This is a genomic window from Haemophilus parainfluenzae, from assembly GCF_003252755.1.
GTDB lineage: Bacteria > Pseudomonadota > Gammaproteobacteria > Enterobacterales > Pasteurellaceae > Haemophilus_D > Haemophilus_D parainfluenzae_N.
In genome coordinates this window covers 124,022-149,219 of the sequence record NZ_QEPT01000001.1, presented here as the reverse complement: position 1 = coordinate 149,219, position 25,198 = coordinate 124,022, and the positions used below count along the sequence as shown (strand labels likewise).

Below are 25,198 nucleotides of genomic sequence, written 5' to 3'. Positions count from 1 at the left end.
CAATTTTTAAAAGGAAATATTCATGAAAAACATCAATCCAACCAATACACAAGCGTGGAAAGCGCTTGAAACTCACCAATCTCAACTGGCTCATACCACGATTGCTGATTTGTTTAAGCAAGAACAAAATCGTTTTAATGATTATTCTTTAACTTTTGAAAATCAAATCTTAGTGGATTTTTCAAAAAATAAAATTAATCAAGAAACTCTCAAATTGCTTCGTCAATTAGCCAAAGAATCTGCATTAGATGAAGCGATTAATGCCATGTTTACAGGCGAGAAAATTAATCGTACAGAAAATCGAGCAGTATTACATACCGCACTTCGTAACCGTTCAAATACACCTGTGTATGTAGATGGCAAAGATGTGATGCCGGAAGTGAATGCGGTACTAGCGAAAATGAGCGCATTTTGCGATCGTGTGATTTCAGGAGAATGGAAAGGTTATACCGGAAAAGCGATTACTGATGTGGTGAATATCGGTATCGGTGGTTCGGACTTAGGCCCTTATATGGTGACCGAAGCGCTTCGTCCTTATAAAAACCACTTGAACATGCACTTTGTTTCAAACGTAGATGGTACACATATCGCTGAAACGTTGAAAAAAGTAAATCCTGAAACGACACTTTTCTTAGTGGCGTCTAAAACCTTTACCACACAAGAAACCATGACCAATGCGAATTCTGCACGTGATTGGTTATTAGCGGCAGCGAAAGATAATAGCGCGGTGGCAAAACACTTCGCAGCGCTTTCGACCAATGGTAAAGCGGTAGCGGAATTTGGTATTGATACTAACAATATGTTTGAGTTCTGGGATTGGGTTGGTGGCCGTTATTCTTTATGGTCTGCAATCGGTCTTTCTATCGCACTTTCAATCGGCTTTGATAATTTTGAAGCGTTATTAAGTGGTGCACATGAAATGGATAAACATTTCCGTACTGCGCCATTAGAAAAAAATATCCCTGCAACATTAGCGTTAGTAGGCTTATGGAATACCAACTTCCTTGGTGCACAAACTGAAGCAATTTTACCTTATGACCAATATTTACACCGTTTTGCGGCTTATTTCCAACAAGGTAACATGGAATCAAACGGTAAATATGTCGATCGTAATGGCAATGTTATTCGTGATTATCAAACCGGCCCAATTATTTGGGGCGAACCAGGTACAAACGGTCAACATGCGTTCTACCAGTTGATTCACCAAGGTACGATGTTAATCCCTTGTGACTTTATCGCGCCGGCACAAAGTCATAATCCATTAGGTGATCACCACAGCAAATTGTTATCAAACTTCTTTGCACAAACTGAAGCACTTGCTTTCGGTAAAACCAAAGAAGAAGTCGAAGCCGAGTTTGTGAAAGCGGGTAAATCGTTGGATGAGGTAAAAGACATTGTGCCATTCAAAGTCTTTACCGGTAACAAACCGACCAACTCTATTTTAGTGCAAAAAATTACACCATTTGTTCTTGGCGCATTAATTGCGATGTATGAACACAAAATTTTTACACAAGGTGTGATTTTCAATATCTTCAGTTTTGACCAATGGGGCGTGGAATTAGGTAAACAACTAGCGAACCGAATTCTTCTTGAATTGGCAGACAAAGAGAATGTTTCAAGCCATGATAGCTCAACCAATGGATTGATTAATCAATTTAAAGCGTGGCGATAAGATAATGGAAAACAAAAGAGCGGTCAAAATTGACCGCTCTTTTTTATTTTTACTAAACTGATTTAACTTTCCACATACAGCCTACGCTGATAAAAATTAACGCCACTGCGACATAAAAAACAGAATTGTAATGCCAGATTTCCGCAATAATACCGGCGATCGGTCCTCCGATAATCCAGCTACTTTTTGCCGCATTACTGAATAGCGTAGTGGCTGTGCCCATTTTAGTCGGCATTAAGTCTTGGAAATACACCATCCCAATCGTGGCTGTAATACCGATAAAAATCGCATTAAGTATTTGTAATCCGATAAGCTGCCAAGTTTGCTCAGCGAATAATAAGCTTGAATAGAAAGCGAGCCCTGAAACTAAAGCAATCACAATCAAGCGCTTTTTAGTAAAATATTTGGTGAGATAGCCCGCTAATATCATCACAGGAATTTCCAATCCTGCAGCCGTTCCCATTAATGTTCCCGCCAATTCTTTGTCTAAATGTAATTCATTAATTACAAATAATGGCATATTAATGAGATACATGCTGTTACAGGTCCAAAGCAATAGATTAGCGATGAACAAGTAAATCACACTTTTTCTTGGTGGCGTATTGTCTAAAATCTCTTGATTTTTAACCGCACTTTGACGAGGAATTTTCGGCAATAATTTGCTGACGCCTGCACACAGTAAAAAGGCAGAACCTGCCACCAAATACATGTAATCAAAGCCCCAGTTTAACGCAATGAAAAAAGAAAGTGGTGGCCCAACAATCCAAGCCAATGAGATTTGAGTTCGCATAATTGTGGTGAACATCACCGCTTCACGATGACTACTTTCAGCATATTCTCGCGCTAAAGCAAAAGATTGCGGATTAGCGGATGAACCTAGCCCTAATAGCGTTGTGCCGATAATAATTAACACATAATAATTTCGGCTATAAGCAAAAATCAGACAGCCAAGCACGGCAATTAAGCAGCATACAATCATCACTTTGCGACGATCATCTTGCTTATCAGAATATTTCGCCAGAATTTGGCTCAAGATAATGCCAATAATGGCATTCACTGAGTAGAATAAGCCCACAAAAAAAGGTGAAACTTGAATCTCTTGAGAGAGATACAAACTTAAGGTCGGCGTTTGAAACGCAGATGCAATTCCCGTTAAAAAGGCAATCAATAGAAAATTGAAAGCCACAAGATTAGATGGTGTTGAGTTTTGTTGTTGAACAAACATAGTCATTAATTTTAATAAAAGAGCGTAGTGGGAAATAAAAGTGCGGTTAATTTTAACCGCACTTTCATTCATGTTCTCTATTTTGTTGTGTTAGAACGTTTATCTAATTCGGCTTTGATCTTAGCCATATTTTCTTGCGTGAAGAAATTATCAATATTTTTCCAAACAGAATGATAGCCGTAAGGACCTTGTTGCATTTCACGTTTGGCTTCATTGAGATCCCAATGTTGATAAATCACACGGTAGCTTGCAACAATTAAGCCTGTTCTGTCAGCGCCATGATAACAATGCACTAAAACCGCACCATTTTTTTTGTATTGTTTGATTTGCCACAGAATATCAGCCACTTCATCTGGACTGATTGACCAAGTAAGTAATGGGGTATTAATCAAGTTGATCTTAGTATGACCAAATGCTTGTTTATCATCATTACGGTCAAAAAAGCGTAAATTTACAATCGTGTGAATATTCAACTTATTTAATAATGTTTCAGATTGCGGCTCTAATTGCTCACTACGGTAAAATTTATTATCAATCTGATATAAATTTTCCTGTTCGCTGATTAAAGTTGCCCAATGTTCTGTATTTTTTGGCGGTTCACTTGGTGTTGTCGTACAGGCGACTAATGAAAAAGCCGTTAAAGCAAAAAGGACATTTTTGCTCATCTTGTATAAATTGAAATGAGTTTGTTGCATAAAAACCTTTTAAATATATTGAATAGCCGGTAAATAACCGATCATTAAATCTAACGGGCGATTGCTGGTTATTGTATTCTCTCTGTTCTCAATGAAAAATCTTGATGTCATGACTTTTTCACCGTGATTCAAGAAAATTTCAATAATTGAGCGATCAAAGAAAATTTCAACAGTCTGCAGATTTTCAATTTCGCAGAAGCGTTTTGTATCGAATTTCTCCATTAATTCCGTTTGTTCGCTTTGACTGCGATCTAAGCAGATCAAGCCATTTTCATAAGATAGGCGCAGTGATTGTCCTTTTTCATTTTGGAAGAAGGTTAAGTCAAAGGCTTGGTTATTTGCCTCAAATTTTACATAAGCACGATCTAAATTAGCAATATCCGCTTTTTCATCAAGATGAAGCACTGAAAGTGCGGTTAGATTTTCGTCTATTTTAGCAATCGGACGTTGATAAATTTTTGTCCCTTCTAAGCGCAAGTCTCTTGGCAAGGTTAAAGCAGAATGCCATTTAAATTTATCTGTTGGGTAAGTTAAATCTGGCAAACCAATCCAACCGAAAAGCACAGTACAAGTTTGATTATCTAAGCCGCCAAACGTTTGTGGTGCGTAGAAATCAAAACCCTGATCTAATTCGCCGATATATTCTGCTTCAAAGGTTAAATCCGTTAATTTACCCACAGCATAAGTCGCATGATAATTATTTTGGAATTGATGTGCTTCTTGATCTTTACCTTGTGGCGACCAAATAAACACATCTTTATCACTGAGTTTCAATAGGTCAGGGCATTCCCACATAAACACGTTTTTGTTGTCAAAAGCAGGCAAGGAAAGCTCACCTAATAAACGAGGCGTATCTTCAAGATTGTCCATTTCAAAAATAATCGCCGTGCCGGTGAGATTTTCCCGTTGGGCACCGCAGATAAAACGGATTTTACCGTTTTCGGTGAAATAAGGTTTCGGGTCGCGAACATGCTCCGTATAACCTTCAGGCGCATTTTCAATTAACGGACGTTTGCTAAGCAATTTCCCATTAAGATTGAAAATTGCTAAATTTTGATAAGGCACGCGTTGATTATCACTTGGTCGACGAGTATTGCCGGTATAGAACATGGCCAATTTGTCACCAACTTTCAAAGCGCCACCAGAATAACAGCCGTGAGACTCAAAAAGCTCGCAAGGAATCAGATCATCTGCTGATTGATAATGTTGGAAATCTTTCGTGATTAAATGCTTCCAATGCTTCATCCCGTGAATTGCATCGAATGGAAACCATTGATAGAACAGATGATATTTCTCTCCATCGAAGATCAAACCATTCGGATCATTCATCAAGCCAGTTGGTGGGGCAATATGAAAGTGCGGTCGAAAATCCTTGTCTTTTTGCACAGTTTCAGTAATTTTTGTGAGTTCACCCGCTTCTGCGGCTAGGATACTTTTGTATTTGCCATTATTGAAAATAATCATAATTTAATTTTATTTGGGTAAAGTATTTTTTAAGCAATCATAGCGTTGATTCATTGCTTCAGCCCATGCTTTTAATGATTTGATGGTTGCATGTTGTGAAGCATGAGTCCAAGCATCGCGGAATAGTAGGAAATCAATCGCACATACAGCATTCAATGTACCGATATTTAATTGTTCACCAAAGATATCAATGGCTTTTTGGAGCTCGATTAAGCTTCGTTCTGTACGGTCAAAAATCTGTTGATGACGTTCAAGCCACCATTGTTCTTGTGGACGAAGGCATTTTTCAGGTGCTACGGATATTTCATTCTCTAAAATACCATCTGCTAAATAATGTAAACGGAGAATTTCCCAACGTGTCTCTTTGTTCCCATAAAGTGAAGGTTGAGTACCGATGTTATCAAGATATTCTGCAATCAGAGAACTATTATAAAGCCACTCACCATTTTCTCGTTGTAATGCAGGTAAACGACCAAGAGGATTGTCTAAATTATGTGGTGAATTCTTATCTAAACCACTTGTCGTGAGAAGTAATTCAACATGATCTTGTAATTGATGATATTGTACTACGGCACGGGCTTTTCTTGCATAAGGGCTAGAGTTGGAATACCAAAGTTTCATAAATATCTCCTAAATTATCTTCATAAATAAAAGGTGCAATAATTTGCACCTTTGATCCTTAGTCGGCTAGGAACGCTGCTAATTGAGCTTTATTTGGTAGCGCAGACATTGCCCCTTTTGCTGTCGTAGCAAGGGCTCCACAGGCATTGGCTTGACGGATAATTTGCACAAGCACATCATTTTCCTTCCAGTTTGGATGCTGTGAAAGATCTGCAAGCAGACCACCAACGAAGGCATCACCTGCGCCAGTTGTATCAACCGGTTGTAAGGCTTTTCCGGCAATTACATCTTTCTTACCTTTTAAGTGATAGAGCGCGCCATCTTTACCTAGAGTCACGATAATCAATTTTTCAGGATAAAGTGCGGTCACTTTTTCAAAGGCTTTTTCAAGGCTGTCAGTATTGGTTAAAAGCGTTAATTCTTCTTCAGAGAATTTTAATACGTCAGCTAATGCAACGGCTTCCATGACCACGGTTTTCATTTCTTCTAAGCTTGACCAAAGTGATTCACGTAGATTTGGATCGAAAGAGAAGAAACCACCAGCAGCTTTAATACGACGAATTGCTTCAAAGGTGGCTTCGCGAGATGGATTATTAATCAGCGCAATAGAGCAGCAATGTAGCCATTCACCTTGTTGGAAAGGCGGTAAATCGCCTGCTTGTAAGAACTGATCCGCACTTGGGTTTACCATAAAGGTAAAGCTGCGTTCGCCATTATCTAAGCCGACTACAACTGTAGAGGTACGATGTTGCGGATCTAAAATCATATGTTGTGTATTCACATTTTCCGCATTTAAGGTGTCTTGCATAAATTGGCCAAGGGGATCATTACCTACACGACCAATAAAGGCACTTGGGCTGCCTAAGCGTGCTACGCCAACAGCCACATTTGCAGGGGCGCCACCGGCACAACGTAAATAATGATTTTCACCGTCAGGAATAAGATCAACCACTGCATCACCCAGTACCCAGATTTTTTGGCTCATATTATTTTCCTTCTATTGTGGATATCAGTTAAAAAATAACCGCACTTAAAAAGAGCGGTCATTTTCATAGGTGTTTTATGCGATGGTTACGCGTGCAAACTTACGTTTACCGACTTGGTAAACATTTGTACCTTTTGGCGCATTGGCTTTCATGTCTTCGACTTTTTCGCCATTGATTTTCACACCGCCTTGTTTAGCTGAACGAATCGCTTCTGAAGTTGAAGGAACCAGGCCCGCTTCTTTTAATAAGGTTGCTAAACCAATTTCGCCTTCAAAGGTGAATTCAGGCATTTCATCCGGCATTGCACCTTTTTGGAAACGGTTAATAAATTCTTGCTCAGCCGCCTCTGCAGCCGCTTCATCATGGAAACGTGCGATGATTTCTTTGGCTAATAAAATCTTAACATCACGTGGGTTTTTACCATTTTCTACTTCTGCTTTTAATTCCGCAATTTCAGTGAGTGGACGGAAAGAAAGCAAGTTGTACCAATCCCACATTAAGTCATCCGAGATCGACATGATTTTACCGAACATATCGCTTGGAGCATCTGTCACGCCTATGTAGTTGCCTAATGATTTAGACATTTTCTTCTCACCGTCTAAACCAACAAGTAATGGAAGCGTAATCGCTACTTGAGGTTTTTGACCGGCTGATTTTTGTAATTCACGACCAACAAGTAAGTTGAATTTTTGGTCTGTACCACCAAGTTCTACGTCTGCTTCTAAAGCAACAGAGTCATGACCTTGTAATAAAGGATAAATAAATTCGTGAATTGCGATAGGTTGATTGTTACCAAAACGTTTTTTGAAGTCATCACGTTCTAGCATACGCGCTACGGTGTAGTTACTTGCTAAACGGATCATCCCTTCAGTACCCAATTTACCCAACCATTCAGAGTTGAATACAATTTTCGTTTTTTGTGGGTCTAGAATTTTGTAAATCTGTTCTTTATAGGTTTCCGCATTGCGAAGCACGTCTTCACGGCTAAGCGGTGGGCGAGTGGTATTTTTACCAGATGGGTCACCGACCATACCCGTGAAATCACCAATTAAGAAATAGACTTCGTGGCCTAATTGTTGGAATTGACGAAGTTTGTTTAATACCACGGTATGCCCTAAGTGAATATCCGGAGCAGTAGGGTCTGCACCAAGTTTAATTTTAAGTGGGCGATTCTCTTTCAGTTTCTCGATTAAATCTGCTTCAGAAAGAATCTCATCAGTACCGCGTTTTAGTTCTGCGAGAACGGTATTAATATCAGTCATTCTATTTCCTAATGTTATTTTAATATTAAAGGCTACATTATAGAGAATATGGCTGAAATGAAAAGATTGAGATGAAAAAAAACGCCTATTTGTGGGGAAATAGGCGTGAAGTTGGAGTGATTATCTGTTTGTTTTTGGAATAGTTAGATGATAACCATTCTCAAATACCTTGTCAACAACAAAATGAAAATAATTCTCAATTATTTTTTTAATCGATGTAAGGTACACTTTCTGTGAGAGAAAGTGCGGTCGGAATGCCATCTGAAATGTCAAATTTTCCCGCATAAGCATAAGCTTCAACACCCTGAGATTTGGCGTCTTTTAAAAGTCGATCATATTCAGGATCTACAAACTCAGCGATTTTAAAACGATCGAAGCCATCATGTAATCCGACAAAGAGAACAACGGCGCGATGTCCTTGTTTTTTCATGGTCAAAAGCTCACGAACATGTTTTTGACCACGAGTAGTCACCGCATCGGGAAACATTCCTAATGTACCTTTTACGAAGGTGATTGATTTCACTTCAACATAACAATCTGGTAAGCCTTCACCTTTAAGCAAGAAGTCGATACGGCTATTTTCTTCACCATATTTCACCTCAGGATAAATTTCATCGTACATAGCCAGTTCTTTGATTTGTTTGTTTTGCAAGGCTTCAAAGACTAACTGGTTGGATCTGTGCGTGTTAATGCAAACAAGTTGGCCATTTGCTAATTGTGTTAATTCCCAACTATGCGGATATTTGCGAGTTTGGCTATCAGAATGAGAGTACCAAACGGTATCACCTTTTTCACCACAGCCAGTCATTGCACCGGTATTTGCACAATGAATGGTGATCACTTCGCCATTTGGTAATTCAATATCGGTCAAAAAGCGTTTATAGCGACGAATTAATTTTGCGGATTGTAGAGTAGGGAGTTGCATGTGGGCCTTAAGACAAGTTTTTGTTTTATGTTATTTTTTTTAAATGATAATCTATTTTTTACAATATTAATCATTTTCTGTGTAATATAGTGTTGTACCACATGTTCTACATACATGAGCCAAAGCATATGGTTTCTTGGAATCATCTGGAGCATATTTATAAACTATAACAATAGCACTCCCACCACATACATTACATTTTACATGGCCGTCTTTTACTAGAGTTGGGTTGTTTTCTTTATAATTAAAAAAGGAATTCAGTTTAATTTTTTCTATAAATTTTTTCTTCTCATTATGCTCGTTTAAAAATATCATAAAAAAAGAGAATGCTATGATTAAACCTATTATGATAAAAGGTAAAATTTCTCTCATTATAAGCTCCTATTTTTTTACATGTTAAGTTATTTCTATTTTTAATAATTTATTAAAACAAAAATATTAGTTAGCATGTAATGGATTGATATGTATTGGGTGTTTTATAAAAAATAAATAAGAATTTAAGTTTGATTACGCTAGCTAATAAAGATTAGATATTTTATAGTTAACGACAGTTATTAGTATAACTTATATGTTATAAACTGCCGTACTTGCTTTTATTAGCATTTAGTAAATATTAAAACAATTATTCAATGGCATATTCAATAGTGACGACTAAGCGCGCTTTTTTCTCAATAGTGCTAGTGTCGTAGCTACCAGTGTAATCGCTAGAGTCATCGGCATCAGGATTTGGCGCTTGAATGTAGAATGGCCCTTGTGAAGCGGATTTTAATACGCCAACTTTTACATTACTGGTTTTCGCAAACTCTTCAGCACGAACATGTGCATCTTGTGTGGCTTTTGAAATTAATTCACGTTTAATTTGTTCAAGATTTTCTAAGTAATAGTTTGGATCACCAAAACTAATGTCTTGGTTGTTGGCAACTAATTGGTGAATATTGGTGAGTGCTTTTTGTAACTTAGTCAGTTCTTTGGTTGAAATTCTGATTGCTCTTGATGCATCAAAGCCATTGTCTCTACTTTTGGTTTCGCCTTTTTCATTTTCATAATAGTCAGTATGAGTAGATACATCTAATTCGGTGATTTCTCGATTTTCATCAGCGAAACCTTGTGCTTTAAGGAAACGAACGGCTTCATTCAAGTTTTTTTGATTCGCTGCCATTGCATCATTATATGTTGGACCCCAACCGCTTACACGAATAACCCATGTACCTTGTGTTGAGGTGTAATGACTTTCTGCCAAGCCCTTAACTGAAATAGAGCCGGTCTGGCGTAAATTTTTAAATTGATTACCTAAGATAAACGCTGATGCCATCAATCCAACTGCGAGAATGATGCCAAAAATAGCGAGATAAGATTTTTTGCTGTTCATATAATGTCCATGATGTGGAGTAAATAGAATGCTCATTATAATGTAATTCAGCTTGTTGAGTAAGTTAATTTATTCACTATAACGCATATAAAAAATAACTTTAAAAGTTGACCGCACTTTTACCTTCCTAAATTTAAAAATTAAAACAAATTCTTGATTTACCATTGACTTTTTGACCTGTAGCCCTTACTTTACGGATTGATGTTTCATCAACTTTATTCTTTGTAAAATAAGGAGCTTTTATGCAATCTCGCATTGTTGTTAATTCACAGGAAGAATCACTACTTAGCACACACAAAGTGCTACGTAATACCTATTTCTTATTGGGATTAACGATGGCATTTTCGGCAGTTGTTGCTTATATCTCTATGAGCTTAAACTTGCCTTATCCAAACCTTATCGTATTGCTCGTGGGCTTTTACGGTTTACTTTTTGTGACAAACCGTTTAGCAAATAGTGCGTGGGGAATCTTGGCTGCATTCGCGTTCACTGGGTTTATGGGCTATACCATCGGGCCAATTTTAAATATGTATGTGGCGAGAGGAATGGAAGATTTGATTATGCTTGCCTTCTCTGGTACAGCCATCGTCTTCTTTGCTTGTTCAGCTTACGTGCTAACAACGAAGAAAGATATGTCTTTCCTTTCTACCGCAATTTTCTCATTATTTATCGTGTTATTGTTAGGGATTGTGGCAAGCTTCTTCTTCCAAATTCCAGCACTAGCGGTAGGGATCAGTGCATTGTTTGTGGTATTCTCAACAATGACAATCCTCTATGAAACCAGCAATATTATTCACGGTGGCGAAACAAACTACATTCGTGCAACAGTGAGTATTTATGTGTCAATTTACAACTTATTCATTAGCTTATTAAGATTACTTTCTATCTTCTCAAGCGATGATTAGTCAGCATTAAATTTAAAGACGCTCCTTATTAGGGGCGTTTTTTTGTTTTGAACTAATTTTCTTAAGATAAGTCTTAGCATACAGGTTCGCTTGTCGAGCCCATTAATAACAAAACAGGAGTTTTTATGAAATCTTTAAAATCACTTTTAACATTAACATCACTTGCATTAGCCGTATCTGGTTCTGCATTGGCAACGAATACATCTGTATTACCAACAAAAGAATCAGTCGTAACTAATTCAAAATCAATGGTTGAAAGTACAAAAGCTGACGTGAAAAATGCGGCAAATGATAAGCTTAAATCAATGAGTGATAGTGCGAGCTCAACGAAATCAAGCGCATTAGATAAAGTTAATGCAGCTAAAGAAAAAGCAACTTCCGCGAAAGATGCAGTGAAAGATAAAGCAACTTCTGCAAAAGATGCGGTAAAAGAGAAAGCATCTGCTTTAAAAGAAAAAGCGACTGAGAATAATCAACCGTCAATTAAAGACAAAGCCACTGAAAAATTCAATTCAGTTAAAGATAATGCGAAAGAAAAAGCATCTGAAGCAAAAACAAAAGCCGCAGATAAAGTAAAAGAAGTGAAAGAAAAAGCGACTTCAACAAAAGAGTCAGCAAAAGAGAAAGTGGCTTCTTCTGCAAAAGTAAACATCAATAAAGCGGATGCAGAAACATTACAAAAACTTTCTGGCATCGGTGAGAAAAAAGCACAAGCGATTATTGATTACCGTAACAAAGTGGGCAAAATCAAAAGTGCTGCCGAGCTTTCAAATATTGATGGTATCGGTGAAGCTACAATTGAAAAAATCACCCCATTCTTAAGTTTCTAAGAAAACTCAGATAAAACAGACCGCACTTTATGTGCAGTTTTTTTATTGAAGTAGATCACAAAATTGTAACAAAGTGTGATTTGAGGATTATTTCTTTTTTTATCCTATGTATAATGGGCAGATAACATCATGTAATACAAGGGGTAGATATGCAGCATTACAATGCCTTTGATGAATGGTTGGCTTCAACCGCTTTAGGTGGTTCTAATCAATCGTATATTGAGGAATTATACGAACGTTATTTAGAAGACCCATCTTCAGTCGATGAAAGCTGGCGTGCCACATTTGATGCATTGCCGAAAACAACCGCAGTAGAGCAACCACATTCACCAGTCCGTGATTATTTCCGTCGTTTAGCGCGAGAAAATACAGCAGAAGCCGTGACGGTTATCGATCCAGAAGCCAGTGCAAAATTAGTCAAAGTCCTCCAATTTATCAACGCTTATCGCTTCCGCGGTCATTTAGAAGCAAAACTAGACCCAATCAATTATTATCGCTGGAAAGTATCCACCGTACCTGAATTGGATTACCGTTATCACGGTTTTACCGAACAAGATCTCAATGAAACCTTCAATATTAATCACTACGTCTATCATCGCGATAACATCAAATTAGGTGATTTAGCTGAAATGCTGAAAGAGACCTATTGTGGCTCAATTGGTCTTGAGTTTATGCATGTTCAGGATATGGAGCAAAAAAGTTGGCTACAAAGTAAATTAGAAAGCCAATTAAATAAACCGCTCTTTACCAAAGAAGAAAAAATTAACTTATTAAGTGAGTTGACCGCTGCAGATGGCTTAGAGCGTTATCTCGGTGCAAAATTCCCAGGGGCAAAACGTTTCTCTTTAGAGGGAAGTGATGCCTTTATTCCATTGATGAAAGAAATTATTCGTCATGCGAGCAAACAAGGTGTACAAGATGTGATGTTTGGTATGGCACACCGTGGTCGTTTAAACATGTTAGTAAACGTGCTCGGTAAGAAACCAGAAGATCTTTTCGACGAGTTTGCGGGTAAACATTCAGGCGAGCGTACAGGTGACGTGAAATACCACCAAGGTTTCTCTTCTGACTTTGCTGTAGATGATCGTCGCGTGCATTTAACCCTTGCATTTAACCCATCCCATTTAGAAATTGTTAGCCCAGTAGTTATTGGTGCGGTACGTTCTCGTCAAACGAAAAAGAACGATACAGAGCGTAATCAAGTATTAGCGGTTACTGTTCATGGAGATTCCGCGGTAGCGGGACAAGGTGTTGTACAAGAAACCTTGAATATGTCTAATGCGCGTGGTTATACCGTTGGTGGCACAATCCGTATTGTGATTAATAACCAAATTGGTTTTACCACCTCTAACCCAAATGACACCCGTTCAACAGAATACTGTACAGATATTGCGAAAATGATTCAGGCACCGATTATTCATGTGAATGGTGATGATCCTGAAGCAGTGGCTTTTGCGGCGAGAATGGCGGTGGAATATCGCAATTTATTCAAACGCGATATTTTCATTGATCTGATTTCTTATCGTCGTCATGGTCATAATGAGGCTGATGAACCATTAGCCACTCAACCAATGATGTATAGCATCATTAAAAAACATCCAACGCCACGTAAAGTCTATGCAGATCGTTTAATTGCTGAAGGGGTGATTACCGAAGAAGAAGCCATTGAAATGATGAATCTCTATCGTGATGCTTTAGATAACGGCGATCGTGTAGTGAAAGAATGGCGAGAAATGGATATCGCCCAAATGGACTGGTTGCAATATCTCAACTATGACTGGACATCCCCTTACGAAAGCAAATTCCCACAAGAACGCTTCCAAACTTTAGCGGAGCGTGTCAGTGAATATCCAGAAACCTTGCGTGCACATCCTCGTGTAGAAAAAATCTATGCTGATCGCCGTGAAATGGCAAAAGGCGAGAAATTGCTCGATTGGGGTATGGCAGAGACTATGGCATACGCAACCTTATTAGATGAAGGTGCTAATGTTCGTTTATCGGGTGAAGATGCGGGACGTGGTACGTTCTTCCATCGACATGCTGTTGTGCATAACCAAAATGACGGTACAGGTTATGTGCCATTAACACATTTACATGCCAACCAAGGTCGTTTTGAGGTGTGGGATTCAGTATTATCTGAAGAAGCCGTATTGGCTTTTGAATATGGTTATGCGACGACAGATCCAAAAACATTAACCATTTGGGAAGCACAGTTTGGTGACTTCGCAAACGGCGCACAAATCGTGATTGACCAATTTATTAGTTCTGGCGAACAAAAATGGGGCAGAATGTGTGGCTTGGTGATGTTATTACCACATGGTTATGAAGGCCAAGGCCCAGAGCACTCATCCGCTCGTTTAGAACGTTATTTACAACTTTGTGCAGAACAGAATATGCAAGTGTGTATTCCATCTACTCCAGCCCAGGTTTACCACATGTTACGTCGTCAAGCGATCCGTAAAATGCGTCGTCCATTAATTGGTATTTCACCAAAATCTTTATTACGTCATCCACTTGCAGTCTCAAGCTTAGATGAATTAGTAAATGGCACATTCCAAACGGTAATTGGTGAAATTGATAATATCGATCCAAAACAAGTTAAACGCGTAGTCCTATGCTCAGGTAAAGTGTATTACGATCTCTTGGAACAACGTCGAGCGAATAACCAAACAGATGTGGCGATTATTCGTATTGAGCAGCTTTATCCGTATCCACATGAAGATGTGAAGAAAGCCCTAGAGCCTTATTCTCATGTGACAGATTTTGTGTGGTGTCAAGAAGAGCCATTAAACCAAGGGGCTTGGTATTGCAGTAAACATAACTTTGACAGCTCAATTCCTGAGCATGTGAAGTTAAAATATGCAGGTCGTCCTGCCTCTGCTTCACCAGCGGTAGGTTACATGTCTTTACACACTAAACAGCAAAAACAATTGGTAGAAGATGCACTGACACTGTAAAAGTGCGGTCAAAATTTTAGTAATTTTTAAAGAAAGAATAATTTAAAGGAAAATAAAATGACAATCGAAATTCTTGTTCCAGATTTACCGGAATCCGTTGCGGATGCAACTGTTGCAACATGGCATAAAAAAGTTGGTGAGACGGTAAAACGTGACGAAGTATTAGTGGAAATCGAAACAGATAAAGTGGTACTTGAAGTGCCCGCATTAAACGATGGCGTAGTGGCTGAAATTCTTCAAGAAGAAGGTGCAACCGTGGTAAGTAAACAGCTTTTAGGTAAACTTTCTACCCAACAGGCTGGGGATATTTCATCTGAAACAGTGAAAGGCAATGAGCCAACACCAGCCGATCGTCAAAGAGCCGCCATTGAAAATAGCCATAATAATTCAGCAGATCAAGGTCCAGCTATTCGTCGTTTATTAGCTGAACATGATTTAGATGCAGAGAAAATTCAAGGCTCTGGTGTGGGAGGCCGTATTACCCGTGAAGATATTGCTCGCGAAGTAGCAAGACGTGATGCTCAAAAAGCGAAACAAGATGTAGCGACAGAGCAGAATACCATTAGCACCGTGGCATATAGCTCTCGTTCAGAAAAACGCGTACCAATGACCCGTTTACGTAAACGTATTGCGGAACGTTTATTGGAAGCGAAAAATACCACCGCAATGCTCACTACATTCAATGAAGTGGATATGCAGCCGATTATGAAATTACGTAAAACATACGGCGAGAAATTTGAGAAACAACATGGTGTACGTTTAGGCTTTATGTCTTTTTACATTAAAGCCGTAGTTGAAGCATTAAAACGTTATCCAGAGGTGAATGCTTCAATTGACGGTGATGACATTGTGTATCACAACTATTTTGATATTAGTATTGCCGTTTCAACCCCACGTGGTTTAGTGACTCCAGTATTACGCAATTGCGACAAACTCAGCATGGCGGATATTGAGAAACAAATTAAATCACTAGCAGAAAAAGGCCGTGATGGTAAATTAACTGTTGAAGATTTAACAGGCGGTAACTTCACCATTACTAATGGCGGTGTATTTGGTTCTTTAATGTCTACACCAATTATCAATCCACCACAAAGTGCAATTTTAGGTATGCATGCCATCAAAGAACGCCCGGTTGCGGTAGATGGCCAAGTGGTGATTCGCCCAATGATGTATTTGGCATTATCTTATGACCACCGCTTAATTGATGGTCGTGAATCAGTAGGCTTCTTAGTGGCGATTAAAGACTTATTAGAAGATCCAACTCGTTTATTATTAGAAATCTAAGCACATAGGCTTTTCTCTTTTGAGGGAAAAGCCTTTTTTACATTGATATGAATAAAAGGGCGGGAACAATGCCCGCCTTTCTATAGTTAAAACCCGATCTTTATTTAGCTATTTTGCGTACTAAGATTGCTAAGATAAAGGTAATGATGATAACAGGGAAAGTCAGACCTAAATCGGTTTCCCAACCTTTTGTCATGAGGAAACGATAGAGTACGAAGCCGACAAACCAAACGCCGAGTCCGATACTATCAACAGATTTTTTAACATCATGCTGTTTAAGCACAAAGAAATCAGCGATAAGCACAGCGATCATTGGCGCGAATACTGAACCAATAAAGAACAAGAAATGTTCGTATTCTGTCACTGGTAAGGTTGAGGCTAATATAATGCCTACAATCACGGTAAGTACGGAGATTGGCGTGACTTTTAATTGAGGGGAAATGTTGTTTAAACTCATGCCGGTGGAATAGGCGGGAAGTGCAGTGTTAATCATGGTAGAGGCGATGACAATTAATACACCAATAACACTTACACCAGCAAGGGAAAGAATTTGTGAGATTTCAGATTTACCGGTCACTAATGCGGCACCTAAGCCGAGAGCATACATCCAGCAGCTGGTCGCGGTATAAGTTAGCGTTGAAAGTGCGGTCGTTTTAAATGGTGTTTCGCTGTTCTTTGTGTGGTCAGATACTACTGGTAACCAAGAAAGTGGCATGACGGCAGCAATTTCTACAGCAGTACCAAATTTAATATTTTGTGCAACATCCATGGTAATAAATGGCTTATTAGCTACTTGAATACTTAGCCACAGCATCAGTAAAAACATGGTGACAAGTGAGAGGCTTTTGAAGATACCTAATTTAGTGAAGCCGAGTAGTAGCCAAAGTATGATGAGTATGCCTAAGCCAAGTGTAAGGAATGGAAAGATGGAAGCATCAGCTGTTTGATTTAAGATAGAAATGACTTCAGCCCCCATATAAATCATGACAGCAGTCCATCCCATCAGTTGCATGGCATTGAGTAAAGAGAAAAGCGCAGAACCTTTTTCACCAAATGATATTTGTACCGTTTGCATGGCACTTTTTTGGGTTTTTGCACCGATGTAACCTGCACAGAAAAACATCGAACCACCAATAAAGTGTCCAACGACGATGGCAATTAAACCTTGTTGCCACCCTAGTGGCGCAAACCAAGTACCAGTGAGAATTTCTGCCATTGAAATAGCAGCAGTAAACCAAATGAGCGCAATCGCAAGATTGCTTGATTTTTTTGTTTGCATGTTGTTATCCTTAACATGGATTGTGGTTATTCTAGCTCAGTATATAACTCAATATGTAAAGAGCAAGCCCAGAATTTAAAATAAAATAAAGTGCGGTCAAATTTTTGTTTGTTTCGCTAAACAACATCAAAAATAGGAAGGAAATATGAATTTACATGAGTACCAAGCTAAGCAGCTTTTTAAGCAATATAATCTGCCTGTGAGCGAAGGTGTCGTATGTCAAACAGCAGATGAAGCTGAAATGGCGCTCTTTCAGCTGAATGGCGATGTTTGGATAGCGAAATGTCAAGTTCACGCAGGTGGACGCGGAAAAGCCGGTGGTGTGAAGCTCGTGCATAATGCAGAAGAAGCGCGTGCTTTTGCACATAAATGGCTTGGCCAACATTTAGTCACCTTCCAAACCGATAAAAAAGGCCAACCCGTTAATAGCATTTATATCGAAGAAACTAGCCAGATTGATAAGGAGCTTTATTTAGGTGCGGTGATTGATCGTGCTTCACAGAAAGTTGTTTTTATGGCGTCTTCAGCGGGAGGCATGAATATTGAAGATGTGGCAAGAGAAACACCTGAGCTAATTCATAAAGTCGCCATTGATCCTTTGGTTGGTGGAATGCCATATCAAGGTCGTGAATTAGCCTTTAAACTAGGTTTAAGTGGCGAGCAAAATAAGCAATTTGCTGATATTTTTGTGAAATTATCGCAGCTTTTTATCGAAAAAGATTTTTCTTTAGTTGAAGTGAATCCACTCGTGGTGACGAAAGAAGGTCACTTAATTTGTCTCGATGCGAAAGTAGGCATTGATGATAACTCACTTTATCGTCATCCTGATTTGCTAGCCTTACGCGATTTAAGTCAAAGTGATTCTCGTGAAGCAGAAGCTGAAAAATATCAGCTTAACTATGTCGCCTTGGAAGGTGATATCGGCTGTATGGTTAATGGCGCCGGACTAGCCATGGGAACCATGGATATCGTGAAATTATATGGCGGTAATCCAGCAAACTTCCTTGATGTTGGTGGTGGTGCAACGAAAGAGCGTGTAGCTGAAGCCTTCAAAATTATTCTCACGGATAAAAATGTGAAATCTGTTTTAGTGAATATTTTTGGTGGAATCGTACGTTGCGATCTTATTGCTGAAGGGGTCGTTGCGGCGATTCAAGAAATCGGTGTAAAAGTGCCTGTTGTGGTTCGATTAGAAGGAACCAATGCCCCACAAGGCAGAGCAATTTTAGCAGAAAGTGGTGTAAATTTAATTGCAGCACATACATTACAGGAAGCTGCACAAGCGGCAGTGAAAGCAGCAAAAGGAGAATAATCATGGCGATTTTAATTAATAAAGAGACAAAAGTAATTTGCCAAGGTTTCACCGGTGCGCAAGGGACATTTCACTGCGAGCAAGCATTGGCTTATGGCACAAAGTTAGTTGGTGGGATTTCACCGAATAAAGGCGGAACTACTCACTTAGGTTTACCAGTATTTAATACAGTACGTGAAGCAGTAAAAGCGACAGGTGCTACGGCAACCATGATTTATGTGCCCGCACCATTTTGCAAAGATGCCATTTTAGAAGCTATTGATGCTGGTATTCAGTTGGTAGTCTGTATTACAGAAGGCATCCCAACATTGGATATGCTGTTGGTAAAACAAAAATTAAATGAAACGGGTGTGGTGATGATTGGGCCGAATTGCCCAGGCGTGATTACACCGGATGAATCTAAGATTGGGATTATGCCAGGCAACATCCATAAAAAAGGCAGAGTAGGGATTGTTTCTCGTTCAGGTACTTTAACCTATGAGGCGGTACAACAGACAACAGATGAGGGGTTTGGTCAATCTACTTGCGTAGGGATCGGCGGCGATCCTATTCCAGGATCTAACTTCATTGATATTCTCAAACGTTTCCAAGAAGATCCTGAAACTGAAGCTATCGTGATGATTGGTGAAATCGGTGGCTCTGCGGAAGAAGAAGCGGCAGCATTCATTAAATCTTATGTGACAAAACCTGTGGTGGCTTATATCGCAGGTGTGACAGCACCGAAAGGTAAGCGTATGGGACACGCTGGAGCGATTATCAGTGGTGGAAAAGGAACGGCAGAAGATAAAATTGCTGCACTTGAAGCAGCTGGCGTGAAAACGGTGAGAAGTCTTGCTGAAATCGGTTCAGCCCTCCGTGAATTATTGAAATAAAATACTTAAAAAATGGACCGCACTTTGGATTAGTTTTCAAAGTGCGGTCGTTTTTTATAACAAATTCTTATAACTACATCTAAATCGGTGTATAATCTCGTCAGTTTTTTAAGGACAAAATTATGAGCCAATTTTTCTATATCCACCCTGAAAATCCGCAAGTGCGTTTGATTAATCAAGCGGTAGAAATCTTGCGTAAAGGTGGTGTCATTGTGTACCCGACAGATTCGGGCTATGCCTTAGGCTGTATGATCGGCGATAAACATGCGATGGATCGTATCGTGGCGATTCGTAAATTGCCAGAAGGGCATAATTTTACGTTGGTATGTAGCGATTTATCCGAGCTTTCAACCTACGCAACGGTGAGCAATTCGGCTTATCGTTTAATTAAAAATAATACACCGGGGCGTTATACTTTTATTTTGACGGCAACGAAAGAACTTCCACGCCGATTAATGACCTCAAAACGCAAGACCATTGGATTACGTGTGCCGGATAACCAAATCGCTTTGGATTTATTGAATGCATTAGGTGAGCCGATTCTATCTTGCTCACTGATGTTGCCTGATAATGAACATATGACTTATTCCGATCCAGAAGAGATTCGTGAATGTTTAGAACGTCAAGTGGATTTAATTATTCATGGTGGCTATTTAGGTCAAGAGCCAACAACGGTGGTAGATTTAACGGAAGAATCGCCAGTAATTTTACGTGAAGGAAGTGGTAGTACCGATCCTTTCATTTAACTTATTTTAGACGCTTGGGAAAGCGACAAAGGAAAACAGATGAAACCTATTCAAAAATCAGTCAGACAAGAACGTGAAAAACAAGCGGGAAAGCAACCGCACTTTGAGCGTAAAGAACGTAAAAGTGCGGTCAATTCTGACATCAAATCAACCCCTAAAGCTAAGGTAGCTAGACCATCGCGTCAATCTACTGTAGAAGGTGAAAAATTACAGAAAGTGCTTGCGCGTGCAGGGCAAGGCTCTCGTCGTGAAATTGAAGCGATGATTGCTGAAAACCGTGTGAGTGTCGATGGCAAAATGGCGACTCTTGGCGATCGTATTGATGTACATTCTGGTGTAAAAGTGCGTATTGATGGTCGAATCATCAACCTTCAACAAGCACAAAAAGAAGTATGCCGTGTATTAATGTATTACAAACCAGAAGGCGAACTTTGTACCCGCAGCGATCCTGAAGGTCGTGCAACTGTATTTGATCGTTTACCACGCTTAAATGGCGCAAGATGGATTGCAGTCGGTCGTTTAGATATTAATACTTCGGGCTTATTACTTTTCACGACAGATGGTGAATTAGCTAACCGTTTAATGCACCCAAGCCGTGAAGTTGAACGTGAATATTCCGTGCGTGTATTTGGTCAAGTGGACGATGCCATGTTAGCGCGTTTACGTAAAGGCGTACAGTTGGAAGATGGACTAGCTAATTTCAAAGAAATCAAATTTGCGGGCGGTATTGGGATTAACCAATGGTACGACGTGACCTTAATGGAAGGTCGTAACCGTGAAGTGCGTCGTCTGTGGGAATCTCAAGGTATTCAGGTGAGCCGCTTAATTCGTATTCGTTACGGCAACATTAAGCTAATGAAAGGCTTACCGCGTGGTGGCTGGGAAGAAATGGATCTGGAAAACGTCAACTATTTACGTGAATTAGTGGGCTTGCCACCTGAAACAGAAACTAAATTAGACGTGACGAAACCTCGTCGTCGACCAAAATCAGGTCAAATTCGTAAAGCAGTAAAACGTTATACTGAGTTAAGTAAACGCTATAAAAAATAGGTGGTATTCGCGATGAAAATGCAGCAACTTCGCTACATTGTTGAGATTGTAAACCAAAATTTAAATGTGACTGAAGCCGCGAATGCGCTTTATACCTCTCAGCCAGGTATCAGTAAACAAGTTCGCTTGTTAGAAGATGAATTAGGTTTAGAGATTTTTGAGCGTAATGGTAAACACATTAAATCCATTACGCCAGCGGGTAAAAAGATCGTCGCTATTGCTCGTGAGCTTTTAGTGAAAGCCCAAAGCATTAAATCAGTGGCTAATGAATATACTTGCCCGAATCATGGTGTGTTACGTATTGCGACAACTAATACGCAAGCGCGTTATATGTTGCCGGCTGTGGTGGAGCGTTTCTCTAAACAATATCCGGATGTGAGTTTACATATTCATCAAGGTTCACCGACGCAAATCCATGATGCATTGATTTCGGGCGAAGTGGATTTAGCGATCACAACAGAAGCGCCGTATCTTTTTGATGATTTGATTCAACTGCCTTGCTATTTGTGGAATCGTTCGGTGATTGTTAAACCGGACCATCCTTTAGCAAAAGTGAAAAATCTTACTGTTGAGGAGTTGGGTAAATATCCGTTAGTCACTTATACCTTTGGTTTTACCGGTGTGTCTGATTTGGACTATGCGTTTAACCGCGCGGGGATTCTGCCGAATATTGTGTTTACCGCAACGGATGCAGATGTGATTAAAACTTATGTGCGTTTAGGATTAGGTGTGGGCATTATGGCATCTATGGCGCATACTCCAGCAGATAAGGATTTAGTGGCGATTGATGCAGGGCATTTGTTCCGTGCGAGTATGACGCAAATTGCGTTTAAACACAGCACTTTCTTACGCAACTATATGTATGACTTTATTGAGTTTTTCTCTCCGCACTTAACGCGTCCAATGGTTGAAAAAGCGGAGAAATTGCGTGATAACAGCGCGGTGAAGAAATTGTTTGATAATGTTGAATTAGAAGTGAAATAAGTATAGAAAAATATAAAAGCGCGGTCAGAATTTAATGTGAATTCTGACCGTTTCTTTTTTTACAATAAAAATAAATGTGGCACTAAGTTCATGACGATAACAGTTGTGATAGAAAGCAATAATCGTGATGAACCAAAGATAAAACCTCGGTTTGTACCATTATCAAATTTTACTAATAAATTTGCCATCGCGGTTAAAGCATAGACTTCAATCACCGTGAAAATGACTAAGTAAATATAAGCAGAAACCAAAGAAATATATTTTAACGTAATAAACCAAGGCAGGATAATACCAATAGCCAAGATAGGTGCCACCCATAGGGTTTGTTTAATCGTTAAATTAATTTTTCGAGAAAAATAACTTTGTAGCGATACAGTCAACAAACCATTTACAAAAAGTGCAATGGGGGAGTGTTCCGGCATGCCTAATTTGTTATCAAATAGGAACGGGAAGATCACAAAGAATGAGGTTGCAATGGAAAGTGGAATAAACAGCATCAAATGCACAAATAAAAATTCTTTGGTGATGATTTCTTTAATTTGGGCAAAGCGAAATTTCACTAAGGTTTGCAAAGTTTGAATTTGATAAAACGGTTTAACCATTAAGGCAAAGAGAATCGCTTCCATTGCAAAGCAGACCCAAATCAACCATTCAATGTGATTGTATTTGATAAATGGAATCACCAACAACGGCGCAAACATAGACGACATGGAGGTGACTTTTAAATATTTTCCCTGTAATCGGGTTTTCTCTTTGTATTCTTCACCTGCGAGTACCAATAGGCAGGCTTTCGCATTGGTACCAAACAAACAGCTACCTAAGCCAAAACAGGTAGTGGCAATTAAAAGTAGAATGTAATTGTCAGCAGAGAGAAAGAAAATATAGGCGATCACATCTAAAAAGCATCCGAGTAACATCATTTTAGCCAGTCCAAAACGGTCACCCCAGATACCGGCTAAAATAGCCAATGCTTGGTTGCAGAAAAAAAGCAACGAGAGCGAAAAGGCAATTTCACTGTTGCTTAATCCTTTTCCTTGTAAATAGATGAAAAATACCGTTTGCATGGAAAAGAATGCAAGGGTAGAAAAGAAACGACGAGTCAGTAAAAGTTTTTGTAAATTCATTGTTTTATTAAAAAAAGAAAAGCACGCGTTAAGAACGCGCGCCAGCAATTTGTTAAGTGCGGTCAAAATTCACGACGATTTTTAACCGCACTTGAGATTAAAAAGAATCGTGATATTTCACTAAATCTTCGCGGCTAATAGCAAATACACCCAGGCCACCATTTTTTAGTTCAACCCATTCAAATGGTACATCTGGATATTGTTCAATTAGACTTACCATGCTGTTGCCCACTTCACAAACGAGTATGCCATTTGGTGTTAAATAATCCGGCGCTTGTTTTAAAATTTGTTTTGTAATTTCTAACCCATCAACACCTGAACCTAAGGCTAACTCAGGTTCATAGTGGAATTCTTCCGGCATATCTGCCAAATCTTCTTCATCCACATAAGGCGGATTGGTGACGATTAAATCATATTGTTGACCGAAGAGATTTTGGAATAAATCTGATTGAATCGGGAAAACACGATGTTCTAATTGGTGGCGTGCAATATTGATTTCAGCCACATTTAATGCATCCACAGAAAGATCGACCGCATCTACTTCCGCTTCAGGAAAGGCTTCAGCTGTTGCGATTGCAATACAACCACTGCCAGTACAAAGATCTAAAATACGTTTGGGTTCAGATTTTAAAAGCGGAGCAAATTTATCTTGGATTAATGCGCTAATTGGTGAGCGAGGAATAATTGTGCGCTCATCCACATAAAACTCTAATCCGCAGAACCACGCACTATTCGTTAAATAAGCGACTGGCACACGTTGTTCGATACGACTTAAAACTAATTGTACTAAAGTTTCTTTTTCTGAATGAGTAAGTTTACTGTTAAACAAATCTTGTGGTAAATCGAGCGGTAATTGAAGCCCCGCAAGGACTAATTGAAGGCTTTCATCCCACGCATTGTCATGGCCTTGCCCGTAGTAAATATCAGAACGGTTAAATGTGCTGTATGTCCAGCGTAAAAAATCTTGAATAGTTGTTAATTCACTTGCCACATTATCTTCTAAAATTGTCGCAACAAGTTCTTGATTGTGTAAGGTTTCCATTTTGTGCCTCAATAAAAATTTTGGCTAGTTATACCATAGAATAGATGTGCTATCATTAAGCAAAATAACAAATTGAGAAAAATAATGACAGAACCAGATGATTTTGATCTTTTTCGGGCAGAAACCAAAGGGATCAAACCTATTAAGCAAGATACCTTTGTGGCACCTCGTCAAAAGAGCGGTCAAAAAAAATCCCATTTACGTGATATTCGAGAAAAAGAAGATACGCTTTTCTATTTTTCTGATGAGTATGAACCCTTGCTAAATGAACATGATGGTGTCATCAAATATTTACGCGAAGGGGAAGATAGCCATTTATTGAAACAACTTCGTCGTGGCGATTTTTCACCTGAATTATTTTTGGATTTACATGGTTTAACCCGTGAGCAAGCTAAAATGGAATTGGCAGCACTGTTGTTAGCTTGTGAAGATGAGCATGTTTATTGCGCGAGCATAATGACGGGCTATGGAACCTTTACGTTGAAAAAACAAATTCCATGTTGGTTAGTTCAGCATCCTAAAGTACGAGCATTACACCAAGCACCAAAAGAATGGGGCGGAGAAGCGGCGATACTTATTTTAGTGGATGTATAA

Annotated in this window: 23 protein-coding genes; 11 read left to right on the top strand and 12 right to left on the bottom strand. The window is 39.2% G+C overall.

Annotation, left to right across the window (positions count from 1 at the left end; all coding sequences use genetic code 11):
- Positions 1-22: 22 nt before the first annotated feature.
- On the top strand, positions 23-1,672 hold the full coding sequence (gene pgi / locus DPV95_RS00685) for a glucose-6-phosphate isomerase (RefSeq protein WP_111406441.1): 1,650 nt from the start codon (positions 23-25) through the stop codon (positions 1,670-1,672).
- Between the two features lie 52 nt (positions 1,673-1,724).
- Here the strand turns inward: pgi and DPV95_RS00680 are convergent, their stop codons facing one another.
- From DPV95_RS00680 to DPV95_RS00640, 9 genes are all read right to left on the bottom strand, one after another.
- Positions 1,725-2,969, bottom strand: a complete 1,245-nt coding sequence (locus DPV95_RS00680) for an MFS transporter (protein ID WP_049366914.1) — start codon at positions 2,967-2,969, stop codon at positions 1,725-1,727.
- Positions 2,970-2,974: 5 nt separating this feature from the next.
- Positions 2,975-3,592, bottom strand: coding sequence for a fused DSP-PTPase phosphatase/NAD kinase-like protein (locus DPV95_RS00675; RefSeq protein ID WP_049366915.1), 618 nt, complete (start codon positions 3,590-3,592; stop codon positions 2,975-2,977).
- A 9-nt stretch (positions 3,593-3,601) separates the two neighbouring features.
- The gene (locus DPV95_RS00670) at positions 3,602-5,056 is read right to left on the bottom strand and encodes a glycoside hydrolase family 32 protein (protein WP_049366917.1); all 1,455 of its coding nucleotides are present in this window, start codon (positions 5,054-5,056) and stop codon (positions 3,602-3,604) included.
- Between the two features lie 9 nt (positions 5,057-5,065).
- On the bottom strand, positions 5,066-5,677 hold the full coding sequence (locus DPV95_RS00665) for a glutathione S-transferase N-terminal domain-containing protein (RefSeq protein ID WP_049366918.1): 612 nt from the start codon (positions 5,675-5,677) through the stop codon (positions 5,066-5,068).
- Positions 5,678-5,735: 58 nt separating this feature from the next.
- Positions 5,736-6,662, bottom strand: coding sequence for a fructokinase (cscK, locus tag DPV95_RS00660; protein WP_049366920.1), 927 nt, complete (start codon positions 6,660-6,662; stop codon positions 5,736-5,738).
- Between the two features lie 75 nt (positions 6,663-6,737).
- Positions 6,738-7,925, bottom strand: a complete 1,188-nt coding sequence (tyrS, locus tag DPV95_RS00655; protein ID WP_049384254.1) for a tyrosine--tRNA ligase — start codon at positions 7,923-7,925, stop codon at positions 6,738-6,740.
- A 208-nt stretch (positions 7,926-8,133) separates the two neighbouring features.
- Positions 8,134-8,850 (bottom strand): DNA/RNA nuclease SfsA, encoded by a 717-nt coding sequence (gene sfsA / locus DPV95_RS00650; protein WP_111406440.1) that lies wholly within the window; start codon positions 8,848-8,850, stop codon positions 8,134-8,136.
- A 66-nt stretch (positions 8,851-8,916) separates the two neighbouring features.
- Positions 8,917-9,222, bottom strand: coding sequence for a hypothetical protein (locus DPV95_RS00645; RefSeq protein WP_049366924.1), 306 nt, complete (start codon positions 9,220-9,222; stop codon positions 8,917-8,919).
- 250 nt (positions 9,223-9,472) lie between these two features.
- Entirely contained in the window at positions 9,473-10,219 is a 747-nt protein-coding gene (locus DPV95_RS00640; protein ID WP_049366926.1) for an SIMPL domain-containing protein, read from the bottom strand.
- Between the two features lie 242 nt (positions 10,220-10,461).
- Between DPV95_RS00640 and DPV95_RS00635 the strand changes: the two genes are divergently transcribed.
- The 4 genes from DPV95_RS00635 to odhB all read left to right on the top strand — a co-directional run bounded on the left by DPV95_RS00635 (position 10,462) and on the right by odhB (position 16,195).
- Positions 10,462-11,124: a Bax inhibitor-1/YccA family protein gene (locus DPV95_RS00635; protein ID WP_049366927.1), complete on the top strand. Its 663-nt coding sequence runs from the start codon at positions 10,462-10,464 to the stop codon at positions 11,122-11,124.
- 125 nt (positions 11,125-11,249) lie between these two features.
- Complete coding sequence (locus DPV95_RS00630) at positions 11,250-11,954, top strand: ComEA family DNA-binding protein (RefSeq protein WP_049366929.1); 705 nt, start codon at positions 11,250-11,252, stop codon at positions 11,952-11,954.
- A gap of 149 nt (positions 11,955-12,103) precedes the next feature.
- Positions 12,104-14,911, top strand: coding sequence for a 2-oxoglutarate dehydrogenase E1 component (gene sucA / locus DPV95_RS00625; RefSeq protein WP_049366930.1), 2,808 nt, complete (start codon positions 12,104-12,106; stop codon positions 14,909-14,911).
- Between the two features lie 57 nt (positions 14,912-14,968).
- Complete coding sequence (gene odhB / locus DPV95_RS00620; protein WP_049366932.1) at positions 14,969-16,195, top strand: 2-oxoglutarate dehydrogenase complex dihydrolipoyllysine-residue succinyltransferase; 1,227 nt, start codon at positions 14,969-14,971, stop codon at positions 16,193-16,195.
- A gap of 100 nt (positions 16,196-16,295) precedes the next feature.
- Here odhB and cytX read toward each other — a convergent pair whose 3' ends face one another.
- Entirely contained in the window at positions 16,296-17,474 is a 1,179-nt protein-coding gene (gene cytX / locus DPV95_RS00615; protein ID WP_049366933.1) for a putative hydroxymethylpyrimidine transporter CytX, read from the bottom strand.
- A 145-nt stretch (positions 17,475-17,619) separates the two neighbouring features.
- Between cytX and sucC the strand changes: the two genes are divergently transcribed.
- The 5 genes from sucC to cysB all read left to right on the top strand — a co-directional run bounded on the left by sucC (position 17,620) and on the right by cysB (position 22,438).
- Entirely contained in the window at positions 17,620-18,786 is a 1,167-nt protein-coding gene (gene sucC, locus DPV95_RS00610) for an ADP-forming succinate--CoA ligase subunit beta (protein ID WP_049366935.1), read from the top strand.
- 2 nt (positions 18,787-18,788) lie between these two features.
- On the top strand, positions 18,789-19,658 hold the full coding sequence (gene sucD / locus DPV95_RS00605; protein WP_049366936.1) for a succinate--CoA ligase subunit alpha: 870 nt from the start codon (positions 18,789-18,791) through the stop codon (positions 19,656-19,658).
- A 122-nt stretch (positions 19,659-19,780) separates the two neighbouring features.
- Positions 19,781-20,404 (top strand): L-threonylcarbamoyladenylate synthase, encoded by a 624-nt coding sequence (locus tag DPV95_RS00600; protein WP_049366937.1) that lies wholly within the window; start codon positions 19,781-19,783, stop codon positions 20,402-20,404.
- A 39-nt stretch (positions 20,405-20,443) separates the two neighbouring features.
- Complete coding sequence (gene rluB / locus DPV95_RS00595) at positions 20,444-21,454, top strand: 23S rRNA pseudouridine(2605) synthase RluB (RefSeq protein WP_111406439.1); 1,011 nt, start codon at positions 20,444-20,446, stop codon at positions 21,452-21,454.
- 12 nt (positions 21,455-21,466) lie between these two features.
- Positions 21,467-22,438 (top strand): HTH-type transcriptional regulator CysB, encoded by a 972-nt coding sequence (gene cysB, locus DPV95_RS00590; protein WP_049366941.1) that lies wholly within the window; start codon positions 21,467-21,469, stop codon positions 22,436-22,438.
- A gap of 59 nt (positions 22,439-22,497) precedes the next feature.
- Here cysB and DPV95_RS00585 read toward each other — a convergent pair whose 3' ends face one another.
- Both DPV95_RS00585 and prmB read right to left on the bottom strand, forming a co-directional pair.
- Positions 22,498-23,562 carry an MFS transporter gene (locus DPV95_RS00585; RefSeq protein ID WP_049366943.1) on the bottom strand — a complete coding sequence of 355 codons (1,065 nt, stop codon included), beginning with the start codon at positions 23,560-23,562 and terminating at the stop codon, positions 22,498-22,500.
- A 97-nt stretch (positions 23,563-23,659) separates the two neighbouring features.
- Positions 23,660-24,604, bottom strand: coding sequence for a 50S ribosomal protein L3 N(5)-glutamine methyltransferase (prmB, locus tag DPV95_RS00580; RefSeq protein ID WP_049366945.1), 945 nt, complete (start codon positions 24,602-24,604; stop codon positions 23,660-23,662).
- An 84-nt stretch (positions 24,605-24,688) separates the two neighbouring features.
- On the opposite strand from prmB, the gene smrB reads away from it, so the two are divergent.
- Positions 24,689-25,198, top strand: coding sequence for an endonuclease SmrB (smrB, locus tag DPV95_RS00575; protein WP_049366946.1), 510 nt, complete (start codon positions 24,689-24,691; stop codon positions 25,196-25,198).

Bases quoted from the DNA above. Each gene is read 5' to 3' on its own strand.
- pgi (WP_111406441.1), top strand. From the start codon at position 23: ATGAAAAACATCAATCCAACCAATACACAAGCGTGGAAAGCGCTTGAA.
- DPV95_RS00680 (WP_049366914.1), bottom strand. From the start codon at position 2,969: ATGAATGAAAGTGCGGTTAAAATTAACCGCACTTTTATTTCCCACTAC.
- DPV95_RS00675 (WP_049366915.1), bottom strand. From the start codon at position 3,592: ATGCAACAAACTCATTTCAATTTATACAAGATGAGCAAAAATGTCCTT.
- DPV95_RS00670 (WP_049366917.1), bottom strand. From the start codon at position 5,056: ATGATTATTTTCAATAATGGCAAATACAAAAGTATCCTAGCCGCAGAA.
- DPV95_RS00665 (WP_049366918.1), bottom strand. From the start codon at position 5,677: ATGAAACTTTGGTATTCCAACTCTAGCCCTTATGCAAGAAAAGCCCGT.
- cscK (WP_049366920.1), bottom strand. From the start codon at position 6,662: ATGAGCCAAAAAATCTGGGTACTGGGTGATGCAGTGGTTGATCTTATT.
- tyrS (WP_049384254.1), bottom strand. From the start codon at position 7,925: ATGACTGATATTAATACCGTTCTCGCAGAACTAAAACGCGGTACTGAT.
- sfsA (WP_111406440.1), bottom strand. From the start codon at position 8,850: ATGCAACTCCCTACTCTACAATCCGCAAAATTAATTCGTCGCTATAAA.
- DPV95_RS00645 (WP_049366924.1), bottom strand. From the start codon at position 9,222: ATGAGAGAAATTTTACCTTTTATCATAATAGGTTTAATCATAGCATTC.
- DPV95_RS00640 (WP_049366926.1), bottom strand. From the start codon at position 10,219: ATGAACAGCAAAAAATCTTATCTCGCTATTTTTGGCATCATTCTCGCA.
- DPV95_RS00635 (WP_049366927.1), top strand. From the start codon at position 10,462: ATGCAATCTCGCATTGTTGTTAATTCACAGGAAGAATCACTACTTAGC.
- DPV95_RS00630 (WP_049366929.1), top strand. From the start codon at position 11,250: ATGAAATCTTTAAAATCACTTTTAACATTAACATCACTTGCATTAGCC.
- sucA (WP_049366930.1), top strand. From the start codon at position 12,104: ATGCAGCATTACAATGCCTTTGATGAATGGTTGGCTTCAACCGCTTTA.
- odhB (WP_049366932.1), top strand. From the start codon at position 14,969: ATGACAATCGAAATTCTTGTTCCAGATTTACCGGAATCCGTTGCGGAT.
- cytX (WP_049366933.1), bottom strand. From the start codon at position 17,474: ATGCAAACAAAAAAATCAAGCAATCTTGCGATTGCGCTCATTTGGTTT.
- sucC (WP_049366935.1), top strand. From the start codon at position 17,620: ATGAATTTACATGAGTACCAAGCTAAGCAGCTTTTTAAGCAATATAAT.
- sucD (WP_049366936.1), top strand. From the start codon at position 18,789: ATGGCGATTTTAATTAATAAAGAGACAAAAGTAATTTGCCAAGGTTTC.
- DPV95_RS00600 (WP_049366937.1), top strand. From the start codon at position 19,781: ATGAGCCAATTTTTCTATATCCACCCTGAAAATCCGCAAGTGCGTTTG.
- rluB (WP_111406439.1), top strand. From the start codon at position 20,444: ATGAAACCTATTCAAAAATCAGTCAGACAAGAACGTGAAAAACAAGCG.
- cysB (WP_049366941.1), top strand. From the start codon at position 21,467: ATGAAAATGCAGCAACTTCGCTACATTGTTGAGATTGTAAACCAAAAT.
- DPV95_RS00585 (WP_049366943.1), bottom strand. From the start codon at position 23,562: ATGAATTTACAAAAACTTTTACTGACTCGTCGTTTCTTTTCTACCCTT.
- prmB (WP_049366945.1), bottom strand. From the start codon at position 24,604: ATGGAAACCTTACACAATCAAGAACTTGTTGCGACAATTTTAGAAGAT.
- smrB (WP_049366946.1), top strand. From the start codon at position 24,689: ATGACAGAACCAGATGATTTTGATCTTTTTCGGGCAGAAACCAAAGGG.